Here is a 26,103-nt window from a genome sequence, read left to right as displayed (position 1 = left end):
GGAAAGGACTTAGGCGGTGGACTCCCTCACCCGCAGCTCTGGAACGAGCTCGACGCGCTGTGCGGGAGAACGCTCCCGCTCCTCTATGCGCATCAGACACGTGGTGAGCGCGCGGCGCCCGACGGCGTCCTTCGGCGGAGCAACAGAGGTGAGGGGGACACTCGCAAGGCCCGCGACCTCGTCGTCGTAGGTGACGATGGAGAAGTCCTGCGGTACGCGCAGTCCCGACTCCTCGACGAGGCTGAGCAGATTGATGCCCAGTTCGTCCGGCAGGACGATCGCCGCGCGGGTGTCGGACGCAAGACAACGGTCCAGGAAGTCCCGGAGACTCCCCGCCGCGGACTCGTTGCCCCATCGAGGCGACGGTGCCCGCATCCGGGGTGCGTCCTCGGGCAGCCCGAGCCTCGACACGGCACGCTCGTAGCCCTGCTCGATCCAAGGTGCCGTCGCGCTTTCGCGGCAGATCAGACCGATCCGCCGGTGCCCGGCATCGACGAGGTGCGCGACGGCGAGTTCGGCGCCATAACTGTGATCGGAGCGGACCGCGTCCATGCGCAGCGACGTCGGCGCGTTCTCCAACGACCGCTCGACCAAGACGACCGGCGGTCGGACACGGGCGAGGCAATCCCACGTGCGCGCCTCGTCGATGCCGGGGCGGGCGGTCACGAGCATGATCGCGCCCACGCCGCTGTCGCTCAGCTTCGTCAGCTGTCGGATCTCTTCTCGAGGCTCGTAGTTCGTCACGCCCAGCACCAGCCGTAGCCCCGACTGTCGCGCCGCAACGCTCACCCCGCGAATCACCTGAGGGAAGTAGTAGGTCGCATCGGGCACGATGAGCCCGACGGTGGCGATCGGCCCCGCGCCGGTGCCGAGCCCGCGATCGCCGGTCGCGGCGCCCTCTGCTGCGGCGATCGCTCCGCCGTGAATGCGGCGGAGCAGCCCGCGGTCGGCCAGGACCGCGAGATCCCGGCGTATCGTCATGCCGGAAAAGCCGTGGCGTTCCGCGAACTCGGCGACATTGATGCGACCACGCAGAGAGACCTCCCGCAGGATCCGCTCCCGGCGTTCCTCGCTCATCATGTGAACGAATCTAGTTGACCCGTGTGTATTCCGATTGAATCTGTTCGTTTATGTTCGAATGAGTTTTCCGCGTGGATTGTGCTCGACGCCGGGGTCGTCTCTCAAGCGCACACGAACCCCGCCGTCACGAACGCGACGATCGCTCCGCGCAGCGGGCGGAGCGGCCCCTACCGCATCGCGTTGCCGATGTAGGAGTACTTGACGAAGACCTCGGCGGCGATGCCGGCCTCTTCGAGCACGCCCTGCACGGCGGTGAGCATGTAGCTGGAGTCCCAGCCCATGTAGAGCCAGTGCTCGTCGTCGAGGCGATCCCACTGGCCGTTCCAGGACTGCGCACCGTAGACCGGGCCGCCGCGGCGCTCGCAGTAGGCGACGACGTGATCGCGCGCGTCGGCCCACAGCCGCTTGAAGATGCGGTTGAAGAGGTACTTCACGTCAGGCACCTCCCAGTGCTCGCCGCGGTACTCGACATAGTCCCACTCGCGCTGCCAGCCGCGCGGCCACCCGCGACGGCGGACGGCGTCGAGGATGGGCGTCAGCCCGTCATCGTCGATCACGGCCACCGCGGGACGCTTCCACACCTCGATGAAGCGGTCCGCGAGGCGAGCCGATCGCGCGGTGATCGCGGCCGTGCTCCATGTCTGGATCTCGGCGAGGTCGGCAGTCGTCGGCACCGCGCTGCGGGCGAACAGGTCGCGCTTCACGGGGTACGACGCGTCCAGGGCGCGCCACGCGAGGTCGTCCTCGAGGAGGGCGAGATTGCCGAGCGTCTGCGAGAGCGCCCGGTGACTGTTCTGCTCGTCCTCGCTGTACTCCGACCACAGGCGCACGCCGTCGCCCGACCAGGAGTCCGACGGCGCCGGCGGGAAGATGTGGACCACGTCGAGGGCGGCGGGGTCCACACCCGAGAGCCGGCCGAGCACGTAGGCGGGGTGGGGGAGTTCGGCGTACTTGAGCGCGGCGTGCACGCGTTCGTCCGACGGAGTGATGCGCGCGATCGCCGCGAGCAGTTCGGCCGCGCCCTGCTCGCGTGCGCGGCACAGGCGTGCCACGAGCCGGTCCACCGAGACGCCGACGACAGCGCGCCGCATGAGCAGCGACTGCACATGCTGGATGGTGCGCATGAGCTCGGCGACGTCGATCGCGCCGTGCCGCCAATCGCGGAAGGCACGCATGACCAGCGGATACATGCCGCTGCCGAAGGTGTTCAGGTGCCGCAGCTCGCGTGTCACGTCAGCATCGGCGATCCCGGTCGGGTCCAGCAGTGTGCGATAGATGTCCGCGTACTCGCGCCACTGGGCGGCGTGCCGGCGAAGGTCGTCGATCGCGAGGCGCGGGAACACGTGCCGGAACGTGTCGTAGACGCCTCGTCCGCCCGTGACGACCACCTCGCGACCCGTCTTCATCACGAGGTACTGACGCCAGAAGGCCGCGATCGACTCGCCGGTGGAGCGCTCGATCGGGATCCAGTAGTCGTTCTCGATCTCGCGCTGCTGCGAATGGGTGAGACCCATGAGCACGTAGTTGTGGATCAGCTCGTGGTCGCGCAGCGGTTCGCCTGTCGAGTTGAGGCTCTCGAAGATCTGCTGCGCGTTCGCCCCCGCGCCGAGCGTGATCGCCACGTGCTCGAGCTTCTGCAGGCCGCGCCAGATCTGCGGCGCCTCCTCGAGGCTGATCTGGCTGCGGAAGAACGCGTAGTTGTCGTCGAAACGCGACTCGCGCCCCGCCTCGCCGGGCGCGCGGCGGTCCAGCACGACGCTCTCGAACACGTCGGCCCAGGCGCGGTGCGGGCGCAGCTTCGTGGAGCCCGGGGCATCCTTCCGAACGATCACCCGCTCGAGGGATGCCGCCAGCTCGGGGTCGCTGTCTCGCACGGTGTGGTGCAGGGCCGCGACCAGCAGCATCAGGGTCGTGATGCGCTGCTGCCCGTCGATGAGCACGAGCTCGGATGCCCCGCCCTCGGTGCCGTGCGACGAGAGGACCGATCCGATGAAGTGCATGCTGCGCTCCTGGGCACCCGCGACCGCGCGGATGTCGGCGAGAAGCTGCTCGCACCCGCCGATGTCCCACCGGTACTGGCGCTGATACACCGGCACGACGATCTGCCAGTCGCCGGCAGACAGCCATCCGATCGTGTTGACGGCGGTCGCGTGGACATTGGTGGCGTTGACCATCGTGCGGATCGCTCCTTCGTCCTGCGTGCGGCGCGGCGTCGGGAACCCGCCCGGACACGCCGAGAACGACTTTAGCCGACGCATCTGCGACCGGCCGGGTGGCCTGCTTTTTCACGGTGATGCCCCGGGGGCTTTCGAACCCGACGGGATAGGCTTGCCTAAGTCGGGCATGTAAAAACGTGCTTGCCCGCTGACCGAAAGGCAATCCGTCATGGGTTACATCAAATCGGCCGCGCTCGAAGAGACCGGCTATGTCGTCCTCGACAGCTACAACCAGCAGCTCGATCCGAAGGAATGGCTCGACCTCGAGTACAACGACTGGAAGTCCTCCGGCGACACGCGTTTCGCGCCGCTGGCCAGCGCTTTCGGCGAGATCGAGTGCAACGGGTTCTGGAACCATAAGCCCGCGCGCACCGACAAGGACGGCGTGTGGATCCCGTCGCAGATCGAGAAGGCGCCGAACCTCGCCCGTCGCGCGCAGGAGCCCGGCGCCAACGTCGGCCGCTGCCGCGTGATCGAACTGCAGCCCACGCCCTACGGCGACTGTCTCTACAACCTGCACCAGGACGACAACAACCGCCTGAACCCGGACGGCACCGGCTGGGTCGTGCGCGGGTTCTTCAACCTCACCGACGACAAGGACAGCTTCTTCGTCCTTCGTGAGAACCGCACCGACCCCGAGGGCGAGGTGCGCATCGCCCTGCCCGCCGGCGCGCAGCTCATCATCGACACGCAGCGTCTGTGGCACGCCGCCACCCACAACGGCACCGCCCCGCGCTACTGCCTGATCACCTCGTGGACCTCGGGTCCCGAGCTCGACGCGTACATCGAGAAGTACAACGGCGTCAACCACGTCGAGAGCGTGCACGTCCCGCAGGACGTGCTCGAGGCGGGGTACGCCGAGCAGGCGCGGAAGGATGCCGCGCGCGCGGCCTACTACGCCGCGAAGGGGCAGGCCGAGGTCCAGGCCATGAGCGAGGCCTGAGCCTCAGCGATCACCCACGGCGGCCCCGGTCCTCGGATCGGGGCCGCCGTGTGCGCTGCGCGCGCCGACACGGCACAGGCGCAGCAATCACATCCTTGTGATTTCTCCCGGTCGGCGGGCATAATGGCCGCAGCACAACAGAATTCAGCACAACAGAACACCGCCAGGCTCCGCAGTCAGGTCGTTGGGGAAGACGCACCTGAACGAACGGAGAGATCATGGCGACATCGCAGGCGCGCGGCGTGGTATTCATCCACTCCGCGCCACGAGCGTTGTGCCCCCACCTCGAGTGGGCCGTGGGTCGCACCCTCGGCCGCGCGGTGAGCTTCGACTGGTCCGACCAGTCCGTGCTCGCCGGAAGTCGTCGCGCCGAGTTCTACTGGACCGGCCCCGTCGGCACCGGTGCCGCCCTCGCGACGGCGATCCGCGGGTGGGAGCACCTGCGGTTCGAGGTCACCGAGGACCCGACGCCCCGCAACGACGGCGGCCGCTGGCTGCACACGCCGGGCCTCGGCATCCACTACGCCCAGACCGACACCGCCGGCAACGTGGTCATCGGCGAGGACCGCATCCGCTACGCGATGGACCTCGCCGCAGGCGATCCTCGTGAGCTGCAGCGCGAACTGCAGGTCGCGCTCGGCACTGCGTGGGACGAGGAGCTCGAGGCTTTCCGGCACGCGAGCGACGACGCCCCCGTCGTGTGGCTGCACAAAGTCGGTTGAGATGACGTCAGGCGGGGCGAGGCGTGATTACCGGATGCCGGTGACTGACTCCCGGCGCTGAAAAAGTGAATCGCCACCGCCTGATACGACACGGACGCCCCCGGAACGGCTTCGCCGGGGGCGTCTGTCGTGCCTGGAGCAGGATCAGGCAGACGCGAACGCGACGACCGCGTTGTGCCCGCCGAACCCGAACGAGTTGCTGATCGCCAGTTGCTCGCCGTCGCCGAGCGGCGTGGCGGCGCCGGAGATCCGGAACGGCACGGCCGGGTCCTGCTCGGTGATGTTGATCGTCGGCGGAGCCACGCGGTCGCGCAGGGCAAGCACCGTGAAGATCGCCTCGATCGCGCCCGTGCCGCCGAGGAGGTGCCCGGTCGAGGCCTTGGTCGCCGAGACGGGGATCTCGTCGATGCGGGATCCGAAAACAGACAGCAGCGCCTTGTACTCGTTGGGGTCGCCGACCGGGGTCGAGGTGGCGTGCGCGTTGATGTGCGTCACGTCGTCGGGCGAGGCATCGGCCATCTCGAGCGCCGCGCGCACCGCGCGCGCGGCCCCGAACCCCTCGGGGTCGTTCGCGGTGATGTGGTACGAGTCGGCCGTCACGCCACCGCCGACGACGTACGCGTAGATCTTCGCGCCGCGGGCCTTGGCGTGCTGCTCGGACTCGATGATGAGCGCCGCGGCGCCCTCGCCCATGACGAACCCGTCGCGGTCGATGCTGCCCGGGCGCGACGCCGTCTCGGGGGAGTCGTTGCGCTTGGAGAGCGCCTGCATCGACGCGAAGGCCGCGAGCGTGATCGGGTGGATCGCCGACTCGGTGCCGCCGGCGATGACGACGTCGGCGTAGCCGGCGCGGATGTGCTCGAGCGCGTTGACGAGCGACTCGGTGCTCGAGGCGCAGGCGCTTGCGACGGTCCGCGCGTAGGCGCGGGCGTTGAAGTGCAGTGAGAGGTTGCCGGCGGCCGCGTTCGGCATGAGCATCGGGACCGTCATCGGCAGGACCCGGCGCGGGCCCTTCTCTTTCAGGGTCTCCCATGCGTCCAGCAGCGTCCATACGCCCCCGATGCCGGTCGCGAAGTCGACGCCGAGCCGCTCGGGCTCGACCTCGGGGCTGCCGGCATCGGCCCAGGCCTCCATCGCGGCGATCAGCGCGAGCTGCGAGGCGGGATCGAGGCGTTTGGCCACGGGCCGTTCGAGCACCGTGTCGGGCCGCACCTTGGCCTCGGCGGCGAAGGTCACCGGCAGCTCGTACTGCGCGACCCAGTCGTGCTCGAGGGTGTGGGTTCCGGAGGCGCCGCCCAGCAGGGCCGTCCAGGTCTCGGGGGCGGTTCCGCCGATGGGCGATGACGTGCCGATGCCGGTCACGACGACGCGCGTGGTGCTCATGGGGTCATTCCTCGTGAGAGTGGGGGCGGGGGACAGAGGCGGGCGGACGGGGTGATCCCGCCCGCCCCGCGCCCTCAGGACTGGTTGGCCGTGATGTACGAGACCGCGTCGCCGACGGTCTTGAGGTTCTTGACCTCGTCGTCGGGGATCGTCACGCTGAACTTCTCCTCGGCGTTGACGACGATCGTCATCATCGAGATCGAGTCGATGTCGAGGTCGTCCGTGAACGACTTCTCAAGCGCGACCTCGTCGGCCGAGATGCCGGTCTCGTCGGTGATGAGCTCGGCGAGTCCCGCGAGGACCTCGTCGTTGGTGAATGCCATGGTTTCTCCTTTTCGGGTGGGGCCCGGTCGGGCCAGTTCAGTCTAGGGTCGGGTCCGAAGGCGCTTCGGCGATCAGGGAAGCACGACGACCTGGGCGGCGAAGACGAGCCCCGCGCCGAAGCCGATCTGCAGCGCGAGGCCACCGCTGAGCTCGGGATGCTCCTTCAGCAGCCGGTGCGTGGCGAGCGGGATCGACGCCGCCGACGTGTTGCCGGTGGTCTCGATGTCGCGCCCGATCACGACGGTGTCGGGCAGCTTCAGCTGCTTGGCGAACTCGTCGATGATGCGCATGTTGGCCTGGTGGGGCACGAAGGCGGCCAGATCGGATGCCTCGACCCCTGCGGCCTCGAGCGCCTGGCGCGCGACCTTCACCATCTCCCACACCGCCCAGCGGAACACCGTCGGGCCCTCCTGGCGCAGCGTCGGCCACGGGGCCACGCCGTCGCGGAACTCGGTGAGGGTGTGGTTCATGCCGACCGCGTCGGCCCGAGAGCCGTCCGAGCCCCACACCGTGGGGCCGATGGCGGGGGTGTCGCTCGGGCCCACGACGACCGCGCCCGCGCCGTCGCCGAGGAGGAACGAGATGCTGCGGTCGGTGGGGTCGACGACGTCACTGAGCTTCTCTGCTCCGACGACCACCGCGTAGTGGGCTGCGCCGGCGCGGATCAGTGCGTCGGCCTGGGCGACGCCATAGGCGAAGCCGGCGCACGCCGCGTTCATGTCGTACGCGGCGGCGGGGTTCGCGCCCACGCGGTCCGCGACGATCGCCGCGACCGAGGGCGTCTGCTTCGGGTTGCTGATCGTCGCGATGATCACCGCGTCGATCTGCGACGGGTCGACGCCGGAGGTCGCGATCGCCTCTGCCGCGGCATCCGCGGCCAGATCGATCGCTGTGGTCTCTTTGACCGCGCGTGCGCGCGTGACGATGCCGGTGCGCTGGCGGATCCACTCGTCGCTCGAGTCGATCGGGCCGACGAGGTCGTCGTTGGGCACCGCGTTCTCGCCGCGCGCCGCGCCGTACGCGTAGATGCGGGTGTATGCGGGACCGGTGGACTGGTTCAGTGTGCGGCTCATGCTGCGGCTCCGTTCAGCAGCTCTGCTGCGGCGGTGAGATCGTCGGGGGTCTTCACGGCGACCGTGGGGACGCCGCGCAGGGCGCGCTTCGCGAGGCCGACGAGGGTGCCGGCCGGGGCGAGCTCGATGATGCCGGTCACGCCTGCCTCGGCGAAGGACGCCATGCAGGCGTCCCATCGCACGGGCGATGCGACCTGCGCGACGAGCAGGTCCAGGGCCCTGCCGCCGTCTGCGACGCGGGATCCGTCGCGGTTGGTCCACAGGGCAAGGGCGGGGTCGGATGCCTCGACCGCCGCCGCCGCGTCGCGCAGCGCCTGGACCGCAGAGGCCATATAGCGCGTGTGGAAGGCCCCGGCGACCTGCAGCGGGATCACGCGCGTGCCCGCCGGAGGGGTCTCGGCGAGGGCGGCCAGCGCGGGAAGGGCGCCGGCGGCGACGAGCTGCCCGCCGCCGTTGTAGTTCGCCGGGGTCAGGTCGAGCTCGCCCAGGCGCGCCACGACGGCATCCTGGTCGCCCCCGATGACCGCGCTCATGCTGGTCTGGTCGGCTGCGGCCGCCTCGGCCATCGCGCGGCCGCGGATTCCGACCAGGCGCATTCCGTCGTCGGCGCTCAGCACGCCGGCGGCGACGAGCGCTGCGATCTCGCCGACGGAGTGGCCGGCGACCCCCGCGGGCCGTGCGGCGGATGCCTCGGTCAGAGCCGACCACGACAGGATGCTCGCCGCCACGATGAGCGGCTGCGCGACCTGCGTGTCGCGGATGCGGTCGGCGTCCCACTCGGTGCCTGCCGCGATCAGGTCGACCTCAGCGGCGTCAGAGAACGCCGCGAGCCGGTCGCGCGCCCCGTCGAGTTCGAGCCAGGGGGCGAGGAAACCGGGGGACTGCGACCCCTGACCGGGGAAGACGGCGATGATCACCATCCCATCCTGCCAAGGATCGGCGTGAACGACTGGCGGCATCGACACAAGATCACGACGGTGCTTTGTGCGTGCCCTACAGTGGGTCTTGTGCGGACAGGCGTCAGGGACGCCGCGGCTTCGCCACACGCCGGCGCGTGGCATCCGTCCCGATCGATCCGAGGATGAGCGCGGTCTGCAGGATGAGGGCCTCTCGGGAGCCGGTCGCGTCCCACCCGATGACGTCCGACACGCGCTTGAGGCGGTACCGCACGGTGTTCGGATGCACGAACAGCTCGCGCGCGGTCGCCTCGAGCGAGCGGCCGTTGTCGAGGTAGCTCCACAGGGTGGCCACCAGATCGGTGCTGTGCGCCTGCAGCGGCCGGTAGATGCGGTCCACCAGGGTCTGTTTCGCGAGCGCATCGCCTGCGAGGGCGCGCTCCGGCAGCAGATCGTCGGCCTCGACCGGCCGCGGGGCGTTGCGCCACGCGCGGGCGACCGCGAACCCGGCGAGCGCTGCCCGCGCGCTGGGGCTGGCGTCGACGAGCGCCGGCACGGTGGGCCCCAGCACCAGGTGGCCGTTGCCGAACCCGGGTTCGAGGCGGCGGGCGATGTCGATGAAAGGCAGCTCGCCCGACGGGTCGTCGCTGCCCGCCGAAGGCTCGGACCGGCCGATGACCAGCACCAGCCGCGACCCCTGCACCCCCACCAGCACGTCGACGCCGAGTTTCCGCGCGGTGCGGCGCAGCTGATCGATGTCGAACTGCGGGGGAGTGGTGCCCACGAGCACGGAGACTTCGCCGTGCCCGTGCCAGCCGAGCGCTGCGATACGGCTGGGGAGCTCCTCGTCGGCCTCGCCGGTGAGGATCGAGTCGACGACCAGCGCCTCGAGGCGCGCATCCCAGAGGCCCCGCGCCTCGGCGGCCCGCGCATACACGTCGGCCGCGGCGAAGGCCACCTCGCGCGAGTACAGCAGGATCGCCTCGCGCAGGTGCTCGCCCTTGTCGGCTACGCGTTGCTCGGTCACCTCGACCGTCACGCGGATGAGCTGCAGCGTCTGCGTCAGGCTGACGCTGCGCAGCAGCTCACGCGGCGCTGCCGCGAAGATGTCCGCGGCGATCCACGGAGTGGACCGGGGATCGTCATACCACTGGATGAACGACGAGATGCCGGCCTGCGCGACGAGCCCCACCGCCGAGCGCCGCGCGGGCGGCATCTCGGCGTACCACGGCAGCGTGTCTTCGAGACGCTTGATCGTCGCCGTGGCCAGGTCGCCCGAGATGCGGCGCAGCCACGCCAGCGTCTCGGGTTTGTCCATGGTCGAGCCGGGCACGCGCGGGGTCAGCTTTCGCCGCCCGCGTTGCCGCTGGTGCCGGCCGACACGTCGTGCAGGCGGTACTTCTCGATCGCCTGGACCGACAGGCCACGGTCGAGCTTGCCCTCGGCCGCGAGCTCCTGAAGGGCGCGCACGACGATCGAGGGGCCGTCGATCTTGAAGAACCGGCGGGCCGCCGGGCGCGTGTCCGAGAACCCGAACCCGTCAGCGCCCAGCGTCGCGTAGCGACCGGGGACCCACGGGCGGATCTGGTCCTGCACCGCGTGCATGAAGTCGCTCACCGCGATCGTCGGGCCCTCGGCGCCTTGCAGCTTGTCGGTCAGGTAGGCGGTGCGCGGCTCGAGCTCGGGGTGCAGGAAGTTGTGCTCGTCGGCGGCGAGGCCGTCGCGGCGCAGCTCGCTCCACGAGGTCACCGACCACACGTCGGCCGCGACGCCCCAGTCGTCGTTGAGCAGCTTCTGCGCCTCGAGCGCCCACGGCACACCCACGCCCGAAGCGAACAGCTGCACGCGCGGGCCCTCTGCCTCGCTGACCGAGATGCGATGGATGCCACGCACGATGCCGTCGACGTCGACACCGGCCGGCTCGGCGGGCTGCACGAGCGGCTCGTTGTAGACCGTCAGGTAGTACATGACGTTCGGATCGGGGTGCGCGCCGCCGTACATGCGCTCGAGGCCGGATCGGACGATGTGGGCGATCTCGTAGCCGTAGGCGGGGTCGTACGAGACGGTCGCCGGGTTCGTGGAGGCGAGCAGCTGCGAGTGCCCGTCGGCGTGCTGCAGACCTTCGCCGGTGAGTGTGGTGCGCCCGGCCGTCGCGCCGACGATGAAGCCGCGCGCCATCTGGTCGCCGGCGGCCCACTGCGCGTCGCCGGTGCGCTGGAAGCCGAACATCGAGTAGAACACGTACACCGGGATGAGCGGCTCGCCGTGCGTGGAGTACGACGTGCCGGTCGCGGTGAACGCGGCGATGGCGCCGGCCTCGTTGATGCCCACGTGGACGATCTGCCCCTGCGGGCTCTCTTTGTAGGCCAGCAGCAGGTCGCGGTCGACCGAGGTGTAGTTCTGGCCGTGCGGGTTGTAGATCTTCGCCGTCGGGAAGTACGCGTCCATGCCGAAGGTGCGCGCCTCGTCGGGGATGATCGGGACGATGCGGTGGCCGAAGCCCTTCGCGCGCAGGAGGTCCTTCAGCAGTCGCACGAACGCCATCGTGGTGGCGATCTCCTGCGTGCCCGACCCCTTCTTGGGGAGGGCGTACGCGTCGTCGCCGGGAAGCTCGATCCCCACGTGGGTGGAGCGGCGCTCAGGCAGGAACCCGCCGAGGCTGCGGCGACGCTCGAGCATGTACCGGATGGTCTCGTCCTGCGGGCCGGGGTTGAAGTACGGCGGCTGGTACGGGTTCTCTTCGAGCTGGCCGTCCGTGATCGGGATGCGCATCGAGTCGCGGAAGTGCTTCAAGTCGTCGAGGGTCATCTTCTTCATCTGGTGGGTCGCGTTGCGGCCCTCGAAGTGGTGGCCCAGGCCGTAGCCCTTGATCGTCTTGGCGAGGATGACGGTCGGCTGGCCCTTGTGCTCGACGGCGGCCTTGTACGCCGCGTACACCTTGCGGTAGTCCAGGCCGCCGCGGCGCAGCTTTCCCCAGATGTCCTCGTCGGACCAGTCCTTGACCATCGCCGCGGTGCGCTCGTCGCGACCGAAGAAGTGCTCGCGGATGAACGCCCCGTCCTCGGCACGGTAGGTCTGGAAGTCGCCGTCGGGCGTGGTGTTCATCAGGTGCACCAGCGCGCCGCTGGAGTCCTGCGAGAGCAGCTCATCCCATCCGCTGCCCCACACGACCTTAAGGACGTTCCAGCCGGCGCCGCGGAAGAAGCTCTCGAGCTCCTGGATGATCTTGCCGTTGCCGCGCACCGGGCCGTCGAGGCGCTGCAGGTTGCAGTTGACGACGAAGGTGAGGTTGTCGAGGCCCTCGTTCGCGGCGACTTGCAGCTGTCCGCGGCTCTCGACCTCGTCCATCTCGCCGTCGCCGAGGAACGCCCACACGCGTGAGTTCGAGAGGTCTTTGATGCCGCGATTGGTGAGGTACTTGTTCGTGTGCGCCTGATAGATCGCGTTGATCGGGCCCAGACCCATCGAGACGGTCGGGAACTGCCAGTACTCGGGCATGAGCCGCGGGTGCGGGTACGAGGGCAGCCCGTCGGGATAGGCCGACTTCTCCTGTCGGAACCCGTCGAGCTGCTGCTCGGTGAGACGCCCCTCGAGGAACGAGCGGGCGTAGATGCCGGGCGAGGCGTGGCCCTGGATGAAGACCTGGTCGCCGCCGTTCGGGTCGTCGAGGCCGCGGAAGAAGTGGTTGAAGCCGACCTCGTACAGCGATGCCGACGAGGCGTAGGTCGAGATGTGACCGCCCACGCCGATGCCCGGACGCTGCGCGCGATGCACGGTGAGTGCCGCGTTCCAGCGGATCCACCGGCGGTAGCGGCGCTCGAGCTCCTCATCGCCGGGGAACTCCGGCTCGTTGTCGGGGGCGATCGTGTTGATGTAGTCGGTGGTGGGGACCTGCGGCACGTTGAGCTGGAGCTCGTGAGACGTCTGAAGCAGGCTCAGCATGACCTCGCGGCCGCGGCCGTGGCCCTTGGCGTCGACCAGCTGGTGCAGCGACTCCTGCCACTCGGCGGTCTCTTCGGGGTCGCTGTCGAGGGGGCCCTGGGAGTATGGATCCTGGTCGTTGACAGTCACTGCAGGGACCTTTCTACGTCTGGCAGATCATGCCAGTCAATGTGGTGTCGAGCGCGCCAGGCCTTGTTCGCATCTGACAACGCGCCGTCGTCCAGCCTACCCAGTCTCGACGCCGCTGGTTCGACGCAGCAGGCTCCGATGGGGCCGCCGCTTGCGCCGACTCGTAGACTGTGCGGCGAGGGCCTTTAGCTCAGCTGGTAGAGCGCCACGTTTACACCGTGGATGTCGTCGGTTCGATCCCGGCAGGGCCCACCAGATCAGATCACCGCTGTTCACACCGACGACAATCCCGGTTCGGGGCCAAGCCAACCGAGCTGCTCACACTCGAGGCCTGGACCGAAGCCGTCATCAGTCGATGATCCAACAGGATCACGTGATGCCCCTACTGCCAACGCGCCGGACCAACCTAACCAAGTACTCCAAGCCGCGTAGGGGGTGAGACCTCGACCAACGGCGCTGGTTCATTCCGGACCCGAACGCGGCTCGTCCTCCTCGCGCACGTGCGAGACGACGTGGGGCAGCGCGAACTCCTGGTACCCGGGCTGGCCGACCCTCGAGTGGCGGTGCGAGTACGTGAAGTAGACCGCGAACCCGAGGACCAGCCACACCAGGAACCGGAGCCAGGTCTCGACCGTGAGGTTGAGCATGAGGTAGACGCAGATCGCCGCCGACAGCCCCGGAAGCCAGGGACTCAGCGGAACCCGGAACGCGCGCTTCAGGTCCGGCCGCGTGCGCCGCAGCACGATCACGCCGATCGACACGAGCACGAACGCCGACAGCGTGCCGATGTTGACCATCTCTTCGAGCACGCCGACCGGAGTGAACCCCGCGACCACCGCGACGACCGCGGTCACAATGATCGAGATCACCCACGGAGTGCGGAACCGGGGATGCACCTTCGCCAGACGGATCGGAAGGAGCGCGTCGCGTGACATCGCGAAGATGATGCGGGTCGCGCCGATCAGCAGCGTCAGCACGACGGTGGTCAAGCCCGCCACGGCGCCTGCCGAGATCAGCGTCGCCATCCAGGTCGCGCCGTGGAAGGCGAACGCGTTGGCGAGCGCTGCGGCCGGATCGAGGTCCTGGTAGGGCACCATCCCGGTCACCACGAGAGCGACCGCGCAGTAGAGCGCCGTGCAGATCACGAGCGAGGCGATGATCCCGATCGGAAGGTCGCGCTGCGGCCTGCGGGCCTCCTCCGCCGTCGTGGCGACCACGTCGAACCCGATGTACGCGAAGAACACCAGCGCGGCGCCCGCGAAAATCCCGGTCACCCCGAAGGCTGTCGGCTCGATCCCCGAGAAGAACTGCAGCAGCGGCTGCTGCAGGCCCGTGGCGGTGTCGCGCGGCGAGGCCTCCGGGACGAAAGGCGACCAGTTCGCCGGGTCGACGAACAGGATGCCGGCGACGATGACGAACAGCACGATGAAGAGCTTCACACCCACCAGCACGAGGTTGACGCGCAGCGACTCCTTGATCCCGAACGTCATCAGGCCGCCGAGCACCACCACGAGCAGGATCGCCATGAGGTCGACGGTGCCGCCGTACCCGATCGCTGCGGGGATCGGCGCCCCGAGCTGCGCGAGCAGGGTGCCGAGGTACGCGCTCCATCCCTGCGCCACCACGCTCGCGCCGAGGAACATCTCGAGGATGAGGTCCCACCCGATGATCCAGGCGAACAGCTCGCCGAGCGACGAGTACGAGAACGTATAGGCGGACCCTGAGACCGGCACCGTCGAGGCGAACTCCGCGTAGCACAGCGCCGCCAGCGCGCACGCGATCGCGGCGACCACGAAGCTCAGCACGATGGCGGGGCCGGCGGCCTCGTGCGCGGCGCGACCGGTGAGCGTGAAGATCCCGGCGCCGATCACGACTCCGATGCCGAACACAGTGAGATCGAGAGCGGTCAGAGACTTCTTGAGTCGGAACTCCGGTTCGTCGGTGTCGGCGATCGACTGCTCGACGGACTTGGTGCGAAGGACACCCATCGTGCGCCTTTCGTCAGCGTGTTGCCGGTCGTCGAATGCTAGTCCCCGGTGCTCGCGGCGTCGATCCCCCGATAGGTTGGTGACGTGAACGCCAGCCCCGCCGACCAGCGCCGTCTTCTCGAAGTCGCCGACCTCGACATCCGCATCCGGAAGGCCGAGGCCGCGCGCAAGAATCCGCCGCAGGCGGCCCGGGTGAACGAGCTGCTCGCGCAGCGGCAGACCCTCGCGCAGGAGCTTTCGACGCGGCTCGGCGCGCGCGACGACCTGCGCGCCGAGCTCAAGCGCATCGAGTCCGACGTCGCGGTCGTCGACGCGCGCGCCGCGCGCGACACCGAGCGGCTCGCGGCCACGTCGAACATGAAAGAGGCGCAGGGCTACGAGAGCGAGCTCGCGTCGCTCGCGCGTCGCAAGAGCGACCTCGAAGACGCAGAGCTCGAGATCATGGAGCGCCTCGAGCAGGCCGACGCCGCCGTCGCCGAGCAGGAGGCGCTGATCGCCGACGTCAACGCCCAGGGCGCGGCGCTGAGCGCCGAGGGCAAACGGGTCGTGGGCGAGGCATCCGCCGACTTCGACGCGGCCACGCGCGATCGTGCCGCGATCGCCGGAGCGCTGCCTGCCGACCTGCTCGCGCTCTACGAGAAGGTCGCGGTGCGCAGTGCGGGCGCCGGGCTGCTGCGCCGGGGCACGTGCGAGGGATGCCACATGGTGCTGTCCGGCATCGACCTGCAGGCCGTGCGCCAGGCCGCCGAAGACGCGGTCGTGATGTGCCCCGAGTGCGGCTGCATCCTGGTGCGCACCGACGAGTCGGGGCTGTGAGCGCGGGCGTCGCGACCGCCGCAGGCGGGCGGGGCGGCGAATCCGATGGCGGACGGGGCTGACGCACCCGCTGCACGGGCACTCGATCCAGCGGGCCCGCCGACCTGGATCGTCCTGGGCCGGACGGGCGACCGGGTCGTCGCCGTCGACCTCGACGCTCATGCCGCGGAGCGCTCCCGCACGACGCTCGACGCCGCGCGCCTGGCCGAGTGGGTCGCAGCCCGCGAGAAGGCGGAGGCTCCGCGCTGGGTCTGGAGCGACGCTCCCGCATGGTATGCGGCGCTGCTCGACGCCGGCGTGCGCGTGGCACGGTGTCACGACCTACGGCTGTGCCACGCGATCCTGCGCGATTCGGCTCTGGTGACCGATGCCGCGGCCCTCCGGGCGGCGCGGGAGTGGGATGCCGCGACCCACGTCGAGCCCGTCGCAGCTGTGGCGCCCGCACTCTTCGACCTCGACCTCGACCCCGATGAGCCCTCCGGCCCGCCGTCCGGGGTGGACGCGGCGCTCGCGGAGTTCGCGCGACAGCGCGACGCGATCGGCGCCTCACCGCACGCGCAGCGGCTGCGGCTGCTGACCGCCGCCGAGTCGGCCGGAGCGCTGATCGCCGCCGAACTGCGGGCGGCGGGACTGCCGTGGGACGCTGCGGCCCACGACGCGATCCTCACCGCGCGGCTCGGCGCGCGCCCTGTCGCCGGGCGCCCTCCCGAGCGGCTCGAAGAGCTCGCGCGCCAGGTGCGCGAGGCGCTCGGCGATCCGGCGGTGTCGCTGGACTCGCAGCCGAAGCTGCTGCGGTCGCTGCACCGCGCCGGCATCCTCGTGGAGTCCACCAATCGATGGGAGCTCGCCGAGCACGAGCATCCGGCCATTCCGCCCCTGATCGAGTACAAGCGGCTGTGGCGCCTCATGACGGCCAACGGGTGGACGTGGCTGGACGAATGGGTGCGCGCCGGCCGGTTCCGGCCCGTCTACGTGCCCGGCGGCGTGGTCACCGGACGCTGGGCGTCTTCGGGCGGGGGAGCGCTGCAGGTGCCGCGCTCGCTGCGGGCTGCCGTGCGTGCCGACCCGGGGTGGCTGCTGGTCGTGGCCGACGTGGCGCAGCTCGAGCCGCGCGTGCTCGCCGGCATGGCCGCCGACACCGCGCTCGCCGACGCCGCACGGGGCCGCGATCTGTACGCCGGGATCGTCGCGGGCGGGATCGTCGAAACCCGGCAGGAGGCGAAGATCGCCCTGCTGGGAGCGATGTACGGTGCGACGACGGGCGACAGCGGCCGTCTCGTGCCGCGGCTGCGACGCTCGTTCCCGAGGGCGATGGCGCTCGTGGATGACGCGGCGCTGGTCGGAGAGGACGGCGGGGTCGTCACGACGTGGCTCGGCCGCACGTCGCCGTCGCCGTCGCAGGGGTGGCAGAGCGCGCAGGCGCAGGCCACCGAGGCCGAGGCATCCGGCGCCGACGAGACCCGCGCCCGCCGTTGGGCGCGCGATCGCGGCCGCTTCACGCGCAACTTCGTCGTGCAGGGGACGGCCGCGGAGTGGGCGCTCGCGTGGCTGGCCGACCTGCGCGGGCGCCTGGAGCGCATGCCGTTCCCCGGTGGGGCCGAACCCGCCCCGCGGTCGGGGCCGGTGTTCCAGCGGCGGCCTCACCTGGCGTTCTTCCTCCACGACGAGGTCATCGTGCACACCCCCGCCGAGTCGGCTGACGAGGTCGCCGTCGCCGTTCAGGAGGCCGCGGCATCCGCCGGGCGCCTGCTGTTCGGGGGCTTCCCGATCGACTTCCCGCTCGAGGTGCGCATCGCGCACACCGCCGACAAGACGTGACGCTCGAACGCCGCGCCCAGCGGCGGGTCAGCGCGCCCCGGTAGACTCGGCCGAGCGAATGGGTCGGCCGGACGGTCGCGTCGCGCGCGGTTCGCCGTGTCGCGCCGAGGAACGTCCGGGCTCCGCAGGGCAGGGCGGTGGGTAACACCCACCCGGAGCGATCCGCGAGACAGTGCCACAGAGAGCAGACCGCCTCGGCCTCGGCCGGGGTAAGGGTGAAAGGGTGGTGTAAGAGACCACCGGAGTCGCGGTGACGCGACTCGCACGGCAAACCTCGCCCGGAGCAAGGCCAGACAGGGGATGACGACGCGGCCCGCCGAGTCCCCGGGTAGGCCGCTGGAGCGGCACGGCAACGTGTCGCCGAGAGAGATGACCGTCGAAGGGGCTCCGGCCCCGGAACAGAACCCGGCGTACAGGCCGGCCCATTCGCATCCGCCCCGGCTACGGGCCCTCGTCGCCGGCGAGCGCCGCCGCGCCGATGATGCCCGCGTTGTTGCGATGCACGGCGGGCACGATGGGCGTCTTCAGCGTGAGCAGCGGCAGGAACTCCTGAGAGTGCTTCGACACTCCGCCGCCCACGACGAAGAGGTCGGGAGTGAACAGGAACTCGAGGTGGCTGTAATACCACTGCAGGCGCTTGGTCCACCGCTCCCACGACAGGTGGTGACGCTCCATCGCCGAGTACGCGGCGTACGACTCAGCGTCGCCGCCGTGCTTGGCACGCTGGAGGTGCCCCAGCTCGGTGTTGGGCAGCAGCACGCCGTTGTGGATCAGCGCCGTGCCGATCCCCGTGCCGAGGGTCGTGAGCACGGTGAGGCCCCGCTGGCCCCTGGCGGCGCCGTAGCGCACCTCGGCGACCCCGGCGACGTCGGCATCGTTGGCGAAGTGGATGCCTCGCCCGAGGCCCTCCTCGAAGAACCGCTCCGCCTCGAACCCGATCCACTCGTCCGAGACGTTGGCCGCAGACAGGGTTCGGCCCTCCTTGACGATGGCGGGAAAGGCGACCCCGAGCGGAATCGACGAATCGCCCTCGATGCCCAGTGTCGCCACCACGTCCCGCACGGCGCCGAGCACGTCGTCGGGGCGCGCGCCGGCCGGGGTCGCCACCTTGATGCGGTCGCTGCTGAGCTTCCCGGTGGCGAGATCGACGATCGCGCCCTTGATGCCGGTGCCGCCGATGTCGATCCCGACGGCCTGGCTCGTCTTCGCTGCCATGCGCTCAGCATATCCAGGCGCTGGGGAGCGATCAGTAGGATCGGGAGCGAGTGCGATCAACTGATTCGACCGTGAGGGGATCATCGTGGCGGGCGACGAAGAGAAGTACTGGTACGTGTTCGCGACCGGGAAGGTCGAGCGCGGGTTCGAATCCCCCGCGATCGATCGCGCCGGCCCGTTCGACACGCCGGAAGAAGCGGCGAACGCCCCGCAGCTGCTCAAGGAGCGCTCGAAGGCGTGGGCCGAAGAGGACGCCCGCGACGACGACTGGGGTTCCGCCGAATCGGCCGGAACGCCGGGCGCGGACCATTAGTCTGGCCTGGGGCCCCGCGGGGTCCGGGAGAGGATGCCATGGACAAGCAGCGTGACTTCGTACTGCGCACGATCGAGGAGCGCGGCGTCAAGTTCGTCCGCCTCTGGTTCACCGATGTCATAGGAACACTGAAGTCGGTCGCCATCGCGCCGGCCGAGGTCGAGGGTGCCTTCAGCGAGGGCCTCGGCTTCGACGGGTCGGCGATCGAGGGACTGACCCGCTCCTACGAGTCGGATCTGCTGGCGCATCCGGATCCCACGACCTTCCAGATCCTGCCGTGGCGGGGCGAGGTCGACCCGACGGCGCGCATGTTCTGCGACATCACCAACCCCGACGGGCAGCCGGCCGTGGCCGACCCGCGACACGTGCTCAAGCGTGCGCTGGCCAAGGCCGCCGACAAGGGTTTCACGTTCTACACGCACCCTGAGATCGAGTTCTACCTGCTGAAGTCCTCCTCGTTCGGGCCGGACGGCCCCGAGCCGGTGGACTCCGCAGGCTACTTCGACAACGTGCCCGGCGGCACCGCGCACGACTTCCGGCGGCGTTCGGTGCGCATGCTCGAAGACCTCGGGATCTCGGTCGAGTACAGCCACCACGAGGGCGGGCCGGGTCAGAACGAGATCGATCTGCGCTACGCCGACGCACTGGCCACCGCTGACAACATCATGACCTTCCGCACCGTGATCAAAGAGGTCGCGATCGAGCAGGGCGTGTACGCCACGTTCATGCCGAAGCCTCTGGGCGGCAAGCCGGGCAGCGGCATGCACACGCACATGTCGCTCTTCGAGGGCGACGTGAACGCCTTCTACGAAGAGGGCGCGCAGTACCAGCTCTCGAAGACCGGGCGGCATTTCATCGCGGGCCTGCTGCGCCACGCCAACGAGATCTCGGCGGTGACCAACCAGTTCGTGAACTCCTACAAGCGGCTGTGGGGCGGCGACGAGGCCCCGAGCTTCATCTGCTGGGGCCACAACAACCGCTCGGCGCTCGTGCGCGTGCCGCTGTACAAGCCGAGCAAGGGCCAGTCGTCGCGCGTGGAGTACCGCGCGCTGGACTCCGCCGCGAACCCGTACCTCGCGTACGCGCTCATGCTCTCGGCGGGCCTCAAGGGCATCGAAGAGGGCTACGAGCTGCCGCCCGAGGCGGAGGACAACGTGTGGTCGCTGTCCGACGCCGAGCGGCGTGCCCTCGGCTACGCGCCGCTGCCGGCGAGCCTCGACCAGGCGCTGGAGTACATGGAGGAGTCCGAGCTCGTCGCCGAGACCCTCGGTGAGCAGGTCTTCAACTACGTGCTTCTGAACAAGCGCAACGAGTGGCAGGAGTACCGTTCGCAGGTCACGCAGTTCGAGCTGAAGAGCAACCTCGAAATGCTCTGATCGACGGCATGTCGACCAACGATCGCTCCGGCCCGCTCACCGGGCTCGCGCGCGTCGGCTTCAGCGAGTTGGCCGGCGCGGATGCCGAGCTCGGCGAGCTCGCGCAGCTTCTCGGCCTCGAGCGGGCGGAGCTGGTCGAGTCGGCGGCACGTGCGGCGGATCCGGATGCGGCCGTCTCGGCGATCGTCCGCGTCGCGAGAAGGGATGCCGCGGCCGTCCGCGCCGCGCACGACGACGATCGCGCGTGGGCGGCGCTGTGGGCGCTGGTGGGCGCGTCGTGGGGTTTCGCCGACTTCTACCTGCGCCACCCCGAAGAGCTCGCCGCCCTCCGCGGGGCGGGGGAGCGACTGCCGACCGCGGACGAGCTGCGCGCGGCGCTCCTGGACGCAGTCGGCGACGTCGAGGGCTTCGCCGCGGCCGGTGACGAGTCCGCGTGGGTCGCCCTGCGCGTGCGCTACCGCCGCATGCTCGCGCTGATCGCCGCGTATGACCTCACCAGTCCCGCACCCGTCGACGAAGTGCGGGCCGTGTCGGCGAGCCTTGCGGATGCCGCGGGCGCGGCACTCGAGGCATCCCTCAGCGTCGCCCGCGCCCGCGTGTCGCGCGGCGCCGCCGCGGCAGGGCTGTTTCCGCGCGAGCAGGTCGCCGCCACCAAGCTCGCGATCATCGGCATGGGAAAGGCGGGTGCGCGCGAGCTGAACTATGTGAGCGATGTCGACGTGATCTTCGTCGCGGGCGCCGACGAAGCCCTCGTCGACGAGATCGGCGAAAGCCGCGTGGTCGACATCGCGACCCGGCTGGCCGTGCAGACGATGCGGGGAATCTGTGAGGTCGAGGTCGAGCCGCCGCTGTGGGAGGTCGACGCGAACCTGCGTCCCGAGGGCAAGCAGGGCGCCCTCGTGCGCACGCTCGACTCCCACCTGGCGTACTACGACCGGTGGGCGAAGAGCTGGGAGTTCCAGGCGCTGCTGAAGGCGCGACCGCTCGCGGGCGACTCCGAGCTCGGCGAGGCGTACGTGAACGCGGTGCAGCCGAAGGTGTGGACGAGCGCGGCGCGCGAGAACTTCGTCGACAGCGTGCAGCGCATGCGCGAGCGCGTCACCGAGCACATCCCGGCCGCCGACGTGCCGTATCAGCTCAAGCTCGGTCCGGGCGGCATCCGCGATATCGAGTTCACGGTCCAGCTGCTGCAGCTGGTGCACGGTCTCACCGACGAGAACATCCGCCAGCGCGGCACGCTCGCCGCGCTGGACGCGCTGGTCGCCGAAGGCTACATCGGGCGGGCCGAGGCATCCGTCTTCTCTCACGACTACCGGGTGCTGCGCCTGCTCGAGCACCGCATGCAGCTTCGCCGGCTGCAGCGCACCCACCTCATGCCGGCGCGCCCCGACGAGCTGCGCGTGCTCGCGCGCGCCACGGGTCTGGCCGACACGGGAGAGGCGGTGTGGGCGCTGTGGGAGGGCATCAAGCGCGAGGTGCGCGACATCCACGTGCGCCTGTTCTACCGCCCGCTGCTGTCTGCCGTCGCGGCTCTTCCCGCCGACGAGCGCGCGCTGTCGACCGCGCAGGCGCACGATCGGCTCGCGGCGATCGGCTTCGCGGATCCCGTCGGCGCCCTGCGGCACATCGCGGCGCTCACCGCGGGGCTCAGTCGCAAGGCGACGATCCAGCGCCACCTCATGCCCGTCATGCTGCGGTGGTTCGCCGACGGCGCCGATCCCGACTATGGACTGCTCGCGTTCCGGCGGCTCAGCGAACGGCTCGGCGACACGCACTGGTTCCTGCGCATGCTGCGCGATTCTTCGGGCGCCGCGGAGCGTCTGACCCGCGTGCTCTCGGGGTCGCGGTACATCGGCGAGCTCATGGAGTGGATCCCCGAGTCCGCCGCGTGGCTGGCCGACGACGACCTGCTGCGCCCGCGCACCGGGGTGGCGCTGCAGGAGGAGGCCCGCGCCATCCAGCAGCGACACCAGACGATCGACGACGCGACCCGCGCGATCCGGGCGCTTCGGCGCCGAGAGCTGCTGCGCACCGCGATCGGCGGCAAGCTCGATGTCATCACGATCGAAGAGCTCGCCGCGGCGCTGACCACGGTCACCGAGGTGACGATCCAGGCGACCCTGCGGGCGGTGCGCCGCGAGATCGTCCCGCCGGAGGATGCGGCGCTGGATTTCTCGATCATCGCGATGGGCCGGTTCGGGGGAGCGGAGCTCGGATTCGGCTCGGATGCCGATGTGCTGTACGTCTACCGGCCAAACGGCGTCGACCCCCAGCGTGCCCACGAACTCTCGCTGCAGATCGTCGCGGTGCTGCGCAAGCACTCCGAGGACCACCGCGTGCCGCTCGAGCTCGATGCCGATCTTCGCCCCGAGGGGCGCAACGGACCGTTGGTGCGCTCGCTCGACGCCTATGCCGAGTACTACCGGCGGTGGTCGCTGTCGTGGGAGGCGCAGGCTCTGCTGCGGGCCCGCGGGGTCGCCGGCAGCGTGAAGCTCATCCGCGACTTCACCGCACTCGCCGACGACGTCAGATACCCCGCCAAGGTCGACCCCCAGGCACTTCGCGAGATCAAGCGCATCAAGGCCCGCGTCGAGTCCGAGCGACTGCCCCAGGGCGTCGACCCGTCCCGGCACCTGAAGCTCGGCCCGGGCGGGCTGAGCGATGTCGAGTGGCTGGTGCAGCTGCTCCAACTGCAGCACGCGCACGACGTGCCGGGGCTGCGCACGACATCGACGATCGGCGCGCTGCGGGCGGCCGAGAAGGCAGGACTGGTGACCGATGCCGCGGCCGAGCGCCTCGCCGCCGCGTGGCGCCTGGCGAGCCGCCTGCGCTCGGCCAACACGCTGCTGTCGGGTCAGACGAGCGACGTGCTCCCCGTGGACCGGCAGAAGCTCGACGGGATCGGCCGACTCTTGGACTACCCGCCGCGGTCTGCGTCGCGCGTCGAGGAGGACTGGCTGGGTGCGTCGCGGCGTTCCCGCCGTGTCTTCGAGAAGCTGTTCTACGGTTGAGTCGGGGCGGGTCAATACGAAGCGTTGACGTGCCCCGACTCAAGATCGAGTGCCGGCCCGCAGGGCCGGTGTATCGAGATCTATCGACCCGGCGCCCCATGTCGCCGTCCCGTCGCGCGCGCACGAAAGAGGGCCCCGGTCGCCCGAGGCCCTCTCTCTTGCTGGAACGTCAGACGCCGAAGTACAGCTCGTACTCGAACGGGTGCGGACGGGCCGAGATCGGCTTGATCTCGTTCTCGATCTTGTACTCGATCCACGTCTCGATGAGCTCAGGCGTGAACACGTTGCCCTTGGTCAGGAACTCGTTGTCGGCGCGCAGCGCCTCGAGCGAGTCGAGCAGCGAGTTGGGAACCTGCGGGATGTTCTTCGCCTCCTCGGGGGGAAGCTCGTAGAGGTCCTTGTCGACCGGCTCATGCGGCTCGATGCGGTTCTGGATGCCGTCGAGGCCGGCCATGAGCTGCGCCGCGAAGGCGAGATAGGGGTTGCCCGAGGCATCCGGGGCACGGAACTCGATGCGCTTGGCCTTCGGGTTCGATCCGGTGATCGGAATGCGAATGGCCGCCGAGCGGTTGCCGGCCGAGTAGACCAGGTTGACCGGGGCCTCGTAGCCCTTCACCAGGCGCTTGTAGGAGTTGAGCGTCGGGTTCGTGAACGCCAGCAGCGCCGGGGCGTGGGCGAGGATGCCGCCGATGTACCAGCGCGCGATGTCGGAGAGCCCGCCGTAGCCCTTCTCGTCGTAGAAGAGGGGCGCGCCGTCGAGCCACAGCGACTGGTGCGTGTGCATGCCCGAGCCGTTGTCGCCGAACAGGGGCTTGGGCATGAAGGTCGCGACCTTGCCCCACTCGAGGGCGGTGTTCTTGACGATGTACTTGAACTTCAGGATGTCGTCTGCCGCGTGCACCATCGTGTCGAAGCGGTAGTTGATCTCGGCCTGGCCGCCCGTGCCCACCTCGTGGTGCGCCCGCTCGAGGATGAGACCCGCCTCGATGAGGCGCAGGCTGATGTCGTCACGCAGGTCCGCCTGCTTGTCGACCGGTGAGACCGGGAAGTAGCCGCCCTTGTACGGAGTCTTGTTCGCGAGGTTGCCCCCCTCTTCGACGCGGCCGGAGTTCCACGCGCCCTCTTCGGAGTCGACGTGATAGAAGCTCGAGTTCTGCTTCACCTCGTAACGCACGTCGTCGAAGATGTAGAACTCGGCCTCGGGGGCGAAGAACGCGGTGTCGGCGATGCCGGTCGACGCGAGATACTTCTCGGCCTTCTTGGCGACCTGGCGCGGGTCCTTCGCGTAGATCTCGCCGTTGCGCGGGTTGTAGATGTCGAAGACCATGATGAGCGTCTTCGCCTCGCGGAACGGGTCGAGGTAGGCCGTCGACACGTCGGGGATGAGCTGCATGTCGGACTCGTGGATGTTCGCGAAGCCCCGGATCGAGGAGCCGTCGAACAACTGCCCGACCGTGAAGAACTCTTCGTCGACGGTCGAAGCGGGGATGTTGAAGTGCTGCTGCACACCAGGCAGATCCGTGAAGCGGATGTCGAGGAACTTGACGTCCTCGTCCTTGATGTACTTGAGCACCTCGGATGAATCACTGAACATGGAGACTCCAGAGGTAGGGCATTCGGGAACCGCGCCCGCGGGCGCAAGACGACGCTATCGACAGGGGATTGCTCGTCAGTATCCCCCGTGTTTCGGGGGTGTTACGTGGTCCAGATTAGGCTTAGCACGTGCCCGAGACCCCTGTCGACTCGTCCTATCCCGGTGAACGACTGGGGCGTCCCCGCGAAGGCAGCGGCTCGATCGCGCGTCTGGGTCGCCGTGTCGGGGCGCTGTTCATCGACTACGGCGCCGCGTACCTGATCTCGGGCTTCTTCGGGTGGGATCCGCTCGCGATCCTGGTGATCTTCGCGGCGATCCAACTCGTGTTCCTGCCCACGCTGCAGGGGAGCCCGGGACATCGCATCGTCGGGCTGAAGCTCACGCGCCTCGACGGCGCGTGGGTGGGTCTGTGGCGCCCCATCGTCCGCACGGCGCTGCTGGTGGTCGTGATCCCGGCGGTCATCTGGGACGCCGACCAGCGCGGGCTTCACGACAAGGCCGCGGGGACGATCCTCGTCCGGGCCTGACCGCTCAGCGCGGGCGCGGGGCGCGCGCCTTGGTCGGGTCGATGCCCTTCGGGATCGGAAGTGACGTCAGCGACTGCGAGACGGAGTCGACGCGCTTGATGACGGCGGCCATGGTCGAGTTGTCGATCTTGTTCGGCAGGCCCTTGATGGTCGAGGCGAGCTTCGAGATCGGCACCTCGTCTTCGCCGTGGCCGATGTAGAACACGTGGATCGGCACGCCGGACGCCACGCGCTGCACCTTCGACCGCTCGTCGTTCACGAGTCGGGTCAGCCGGCCGCGCGCGCCTTCGCCGACGATGACGACGCCACCGCGCCCGATCGCGCGGTAGACCGCCTCCTGGGTCTTGGGGTTGATCCCGACGGGCATGTCGCCGGACTGCCACTTGCGGCCGAGCGAGGTCGACATGACGTGGCCTGCCGCGCCCGGCATCCCGTCGATCTGCCGGTACATCGCGACGGTCGACAGGCGCGTCATGGTGATGAGCGAGGCGAGGATGCCCAGCATGAGGCCGGTGATCGACCACAGCAGGACACTCCACCAGGTGGGCGACGGGATGAGGAAGCCGACCAGCAGGCCGAGGCCGATGCCCACGAGAAGGATGCCGACGAGCAGCCACGGAAGCCAGGGGAATGCCTTCTTCGTGAAGGTGAAGAGGGTGGTCAGCTGGCGGAAGAATCCGGGGCGCTTCTCAGGTGCGGTGGTGCGGGCGGCCATGTGCACAAGCCTACCTTTCGCC

20 protein-coding genes, 1 tRNA gene and 1 other RNA gene are annotated in these 26,103 nt (G+C 69.6%); 10 read left to right on the top strand and 12 right to left on the bottom strand.

Annotation, left to right across the window (positions count from 1 at the left end; translation table 11 throughout):
• Window positions 1–9: 9 nt before the first annotated feature.
• Window positions 10–1,077, bottom strand: coding sequence for a substrate-binding domain-containing protein (locus tag AB1K54_RS10985; protein WP_371202790.1), 1,068 nt, complete (start codon window positions 1,075–1,077; stop codon window positions 10–12).
• Window positions 1,078–1,247: 170 nt separating this feature from the next.
• Window positions 1,248–3,254, bottom strand: a complete 2,007-nt coding sequence (locus AB1K54_RS10980; RefSeq protein WP_371202789.1) for a DUF262 domain-containing protein — start codon at window positions 3,252–3,254, stop codon at window positions 1,248–1,250.
• Between the two features lie 211 nt (window positions 3,255–3,465).
• Between AB1K54_RS10980 and AB1K54_RS10975 the strand changes: the two genes are divergently transcribed.
• Window positions 3,466–4,239, top strand: a complete 774-nt coding sequence (locus tag AB1K54_RS10975) for a hypothetical protein (RefSeq protein WP_371202788.1) — start codon at window positions 3,466–3,468, stop codon at window positions 4,237–4,239.
• A gap of 218 nt (window positions 4,240–4,457) precedes the next feature.
• On the top strand, window positions 4,458–4,961 hold the full coding sequence (locus AB1K54_RS10970; protein ID WP_371202787.1) for a DUF3145 domain-containing protein: 504 nt from the start codon (window positions 4,458–4,460) through the stop codon (window positions 4,959–4,961).
• Between the two features lie 144 nt (window positions 4,962–5,105).
• On the opposite strand, the gene AB1K54_RS10965 is transcribed toward AB1K54_RS10970, so the two are convergent.
• From AB1K54_RS10965 to aceE, 6 genes are all read right to left on the bottom strand, one after another.
• Window positions 5,106–6,344, bottom strand: coding sequence for a beta-ketoacyl synthase (locus AB1K54_RS10965; RefSeq protein ID WP_371202786.1), 1,239 nt, complete (start codon window positions 6,342–6,344; stop codon window positions 5,106–5,108).
• A 74-nt stretch (window positions 6,345–6,418) separates the two neighbouring features.
• On the bottom strand, window positions 6,419–6,667 hold the full coding sequence (locus AB1K54_RS10960; protein WP_371202785.1) for an acyl carrier protein: 249 nt from the start codon (window positions 6,665–6,667) through the stop codon (window positions 6,419–6,421).
• Window positions 6,668–6,739: 72 nt separating this feature from the next.
• Window positions 6,740–7,741, bottom strand: coding sequence for a beta-ketoacyl-ACP synthase III (locus AB1K54_RS10955; RefSeq protein ID WP_371202784.1), 1,002 nt, complete (start codon window positions 7,739–7,741; stop codon window positions 6,740–6,742).
• On the bottom strand, window positions 7,738–8,658 hold the full coding sequence (locus AB1K54_RS10950) for an ACP S-malonyltransferase (RefSeq protein ID WP_371202783.1): 921 nt from the start codon (window positions 8,656–8,658) through the stop codon (window positions 7,738–7,740). Before AB1K54_RS10950 ends, AB1K54_RS10955 begins: the two co-directional genes overlap by 4 nt.
• Before the next feature lie 103 nt (window positions 8,659–8,761).
• On the bottom strand, window positions 8,762–9,955 hold the full coding sequence (locus tag AB1K54_RS10945; RefSeq protein ID WP_371202782.1) for a PucR family transcriptional regulator: 1,194 nt from the start codon (window positions 9,953–9,955) through the stop codon (window positions 8,762–8,764).
• A 23-nt stretch (window positions 9,956–9,978) separates the two neighbouring features.
• Window positions 9,979–12,708: a pyruvate dehydrogenase (acetyl-transferring), homodimeric type gene (aceE, locus tag AB1K54_RS10940; protein ID WP_371202781.1), complete on the bottom strand. Its 2,730-nt coding sequence runs from the start codon at window positions 12,706–12,708 to the stop codon at window positions 9,979–9,981.
• Between the two features lie 179 nt (window positions 12,709–12,887).
• Between aceE and AB1K54_RS10935 the strand changes: the two genes are divergently transcribed.
• Window positions 12,888–12,963 (top strand) — tRNA-Val (locus AB1K54_RS10935).
• A gap of 206 nt (window positions 12,964–13,169) precedes the next feature.
• On the opposite strand, the gene AB1K54_RS10930 is transcribed toward AB1K54_RS10935, so the two are convergent.
• Window positions 13,170–14,696, bottom strand: coding sequence for an amino acid permease (locus tag AB1K54_RS10930; RefSeq protein ID WP_371202780.1), 1,527 nt, complete (start codon window positions 14,694–14,696; stop codon window positions 13,170–13,172).
• Window positions 14,697–14,780: 84 nt separating this feature from the next.
• Here AB1K54_RS10930 and AB1K54_RS10925 point away from each other — a divergent pair, with 84 nt between their 5' ends.
• The 3 genes from AB1K54_RS10925 (at window position 14,781) to rnpB (ending at window position 17,759) form a co-directional block, all read left to right on the top strand.
• Window positions 14,781–15,512 (top strand): zinc ribbon domain-containing protein, encoded by a 732-nt coding sequence (locus tag AB1K54_RS10925; protein WP_371202779.1) that lies wholly within the window; start codon window positions 14,781–14,783, stop codon window positions 15,510–15,512.
• Between the two features lie 45 nt (window positions 15,513–15,557).
• A complete protein-coding gene (locus AB1K54_RS10920; RefSeq protein ID WP_371202778.1) occupies window positions 15,558–17,330 on the top strand; it encodes a bifunctional 3'-5' exonuclease/DNA polymerase in 1,773 nt (590 codons plus the stop codon).
• 59 nt (window positions 17,331–17,389) lie between these two features.
• Window positions 17,390–17,759: RNase P RNA component class A (gene rnpB, locus AB1K54_RS10915), an RNA gene on the top strand.
• A 12-nt stretch (window positions 17,760–17,771) separates the two neighbouring features.
• On the opposite strand, the gene ppgK is transcribed toward rnpB, so the two are convergent.
• Window positions 17,772–18,545, bottom strand: coding sequence for a polyphosphate--glucose phosphotransferase (gene ppgK / locus AB1K54_RS10910; protein WP_371202777.1), 774 nt, complete (start codon window positions 18,543–18,545; stop codon window positions 17,772–17,774).
• A gap of 85 nt (window positions 18,546–18,630) precedes the next feature.
• Here ppgK and AB1K54_RS10905 point away from each other — a divergent pair, with 85 nt between their 5' ends.
• The 3 genes from AB1K54_RS10905 to AB1K54_RS10895 are packed head-to-tail and all read left to right on the top strand — an operon-like array spanning window position 18,631 to window position 23,245.
• Entirely contained in the window at window positions 18,631–18,858 is a 228-nt protein-coding gene (locus AB1K54_RS10905; protein ID WP_371202776.1) for an SPOR domain-containing protein, read from the top strand.
• A gap of 38 nt (window positions 18,859–18,896) precedes the next feature.
• Window positions 18,897–20,234 carry a type I glutamate--ammonia ligase gene (glnA, locus tag AB1K54_RS10900; RefSeq protein ID WP_371202775.1) on the top strand — a complete coding sequence of 446 codons (1,338 nt, stop codon included), beginning with the start codon at window positions 18,897–18,899 and terminating at the stop codon, window positions 20,232–20,234.
• An 8-nt stretch (window positions 20,235–20,242) separates the two neighbouring features.
• Window positions 20,243–23,245 carry a bifunctional [glutamine synthetase] adenylyltransferase/[glutamine synthetase]-adenylyl-L-tyrosine phosphorylase gene (locus AB1K54_RS10895; protein ID WP_371202774.1) on the top strand — a complete coding sequence of 1,001 codons (3,003 nt, stop codon included), beginning with the start codon at window positions 20,243–20,245 and terminating at the stop codon, window positions 23,243–23,245.
• A 169-nt stretch (window positions 23,246–23,414) separates the two neighbouring features.
• Here AB1K54_RS10895 and glnA (AB1K54_RS10890) read toward each other — a convergent pair whose 3' ends face one another.
• On the bottom strand, window positions 23,415–24,839 hold the full coding sequence (glnA, locus tag AB1K54_RS10890; RefSeq protein WP_371202773.1) for a type I glutamate--ammonia ligase: 1,425 nt from the start codon (window positions 24,837–24,839) through the stop codon (window positions 23,415–23,417).
• A 128-nt stretch (window positions 24,840–24,967) separates the two neighbouring features.
• On the opposite strand from glnA (AB1K54_RS10890), the gene AB1K54_RS10885 reads away from it, so the two are divergent.
• Entirely contained in the window at window positions 24,968–25,366 is a 399-nt protein-coding gene (locus AB1K54_RS10885; protein ID WP_371202772.1) for an RDD family protein, read from the top strand.
• 4 nt (window positions 25,367–25,370) lie between these two features.
• Here AB1K54_RS10885 and AB1K54_RS10880 read toward each other — a convergent pair whose 3' ends face one another.
• Window positions 25,371–26,081, bottom strand: coding sequence for a DUF4191 family protein (locus AB1K54_RS10880; protein WP_371202771.1), 711 nt, complete (start codon window positions 26,079–26,081; stop codon window positions 25,371–25,373).
• Window positions 26,082–26,103 lie beyond the last annotated feature (22 nt).

This window comes from Microbacterium sp. BWT-B31, assembly GCF_041379855.1.
In the GTDB taxonomy this organism is placed as follows: domain Bacteria; phylum Actinomycetota; class Actinomycetes; order Actinomycetales; family Microbacteriaceae; genus Microbacterium.
The sequence above is the reverse complement of the archived record's forward strand: the minus strand, read 5'-3'. Positions and strand labels throughout refer to the sequence as shown.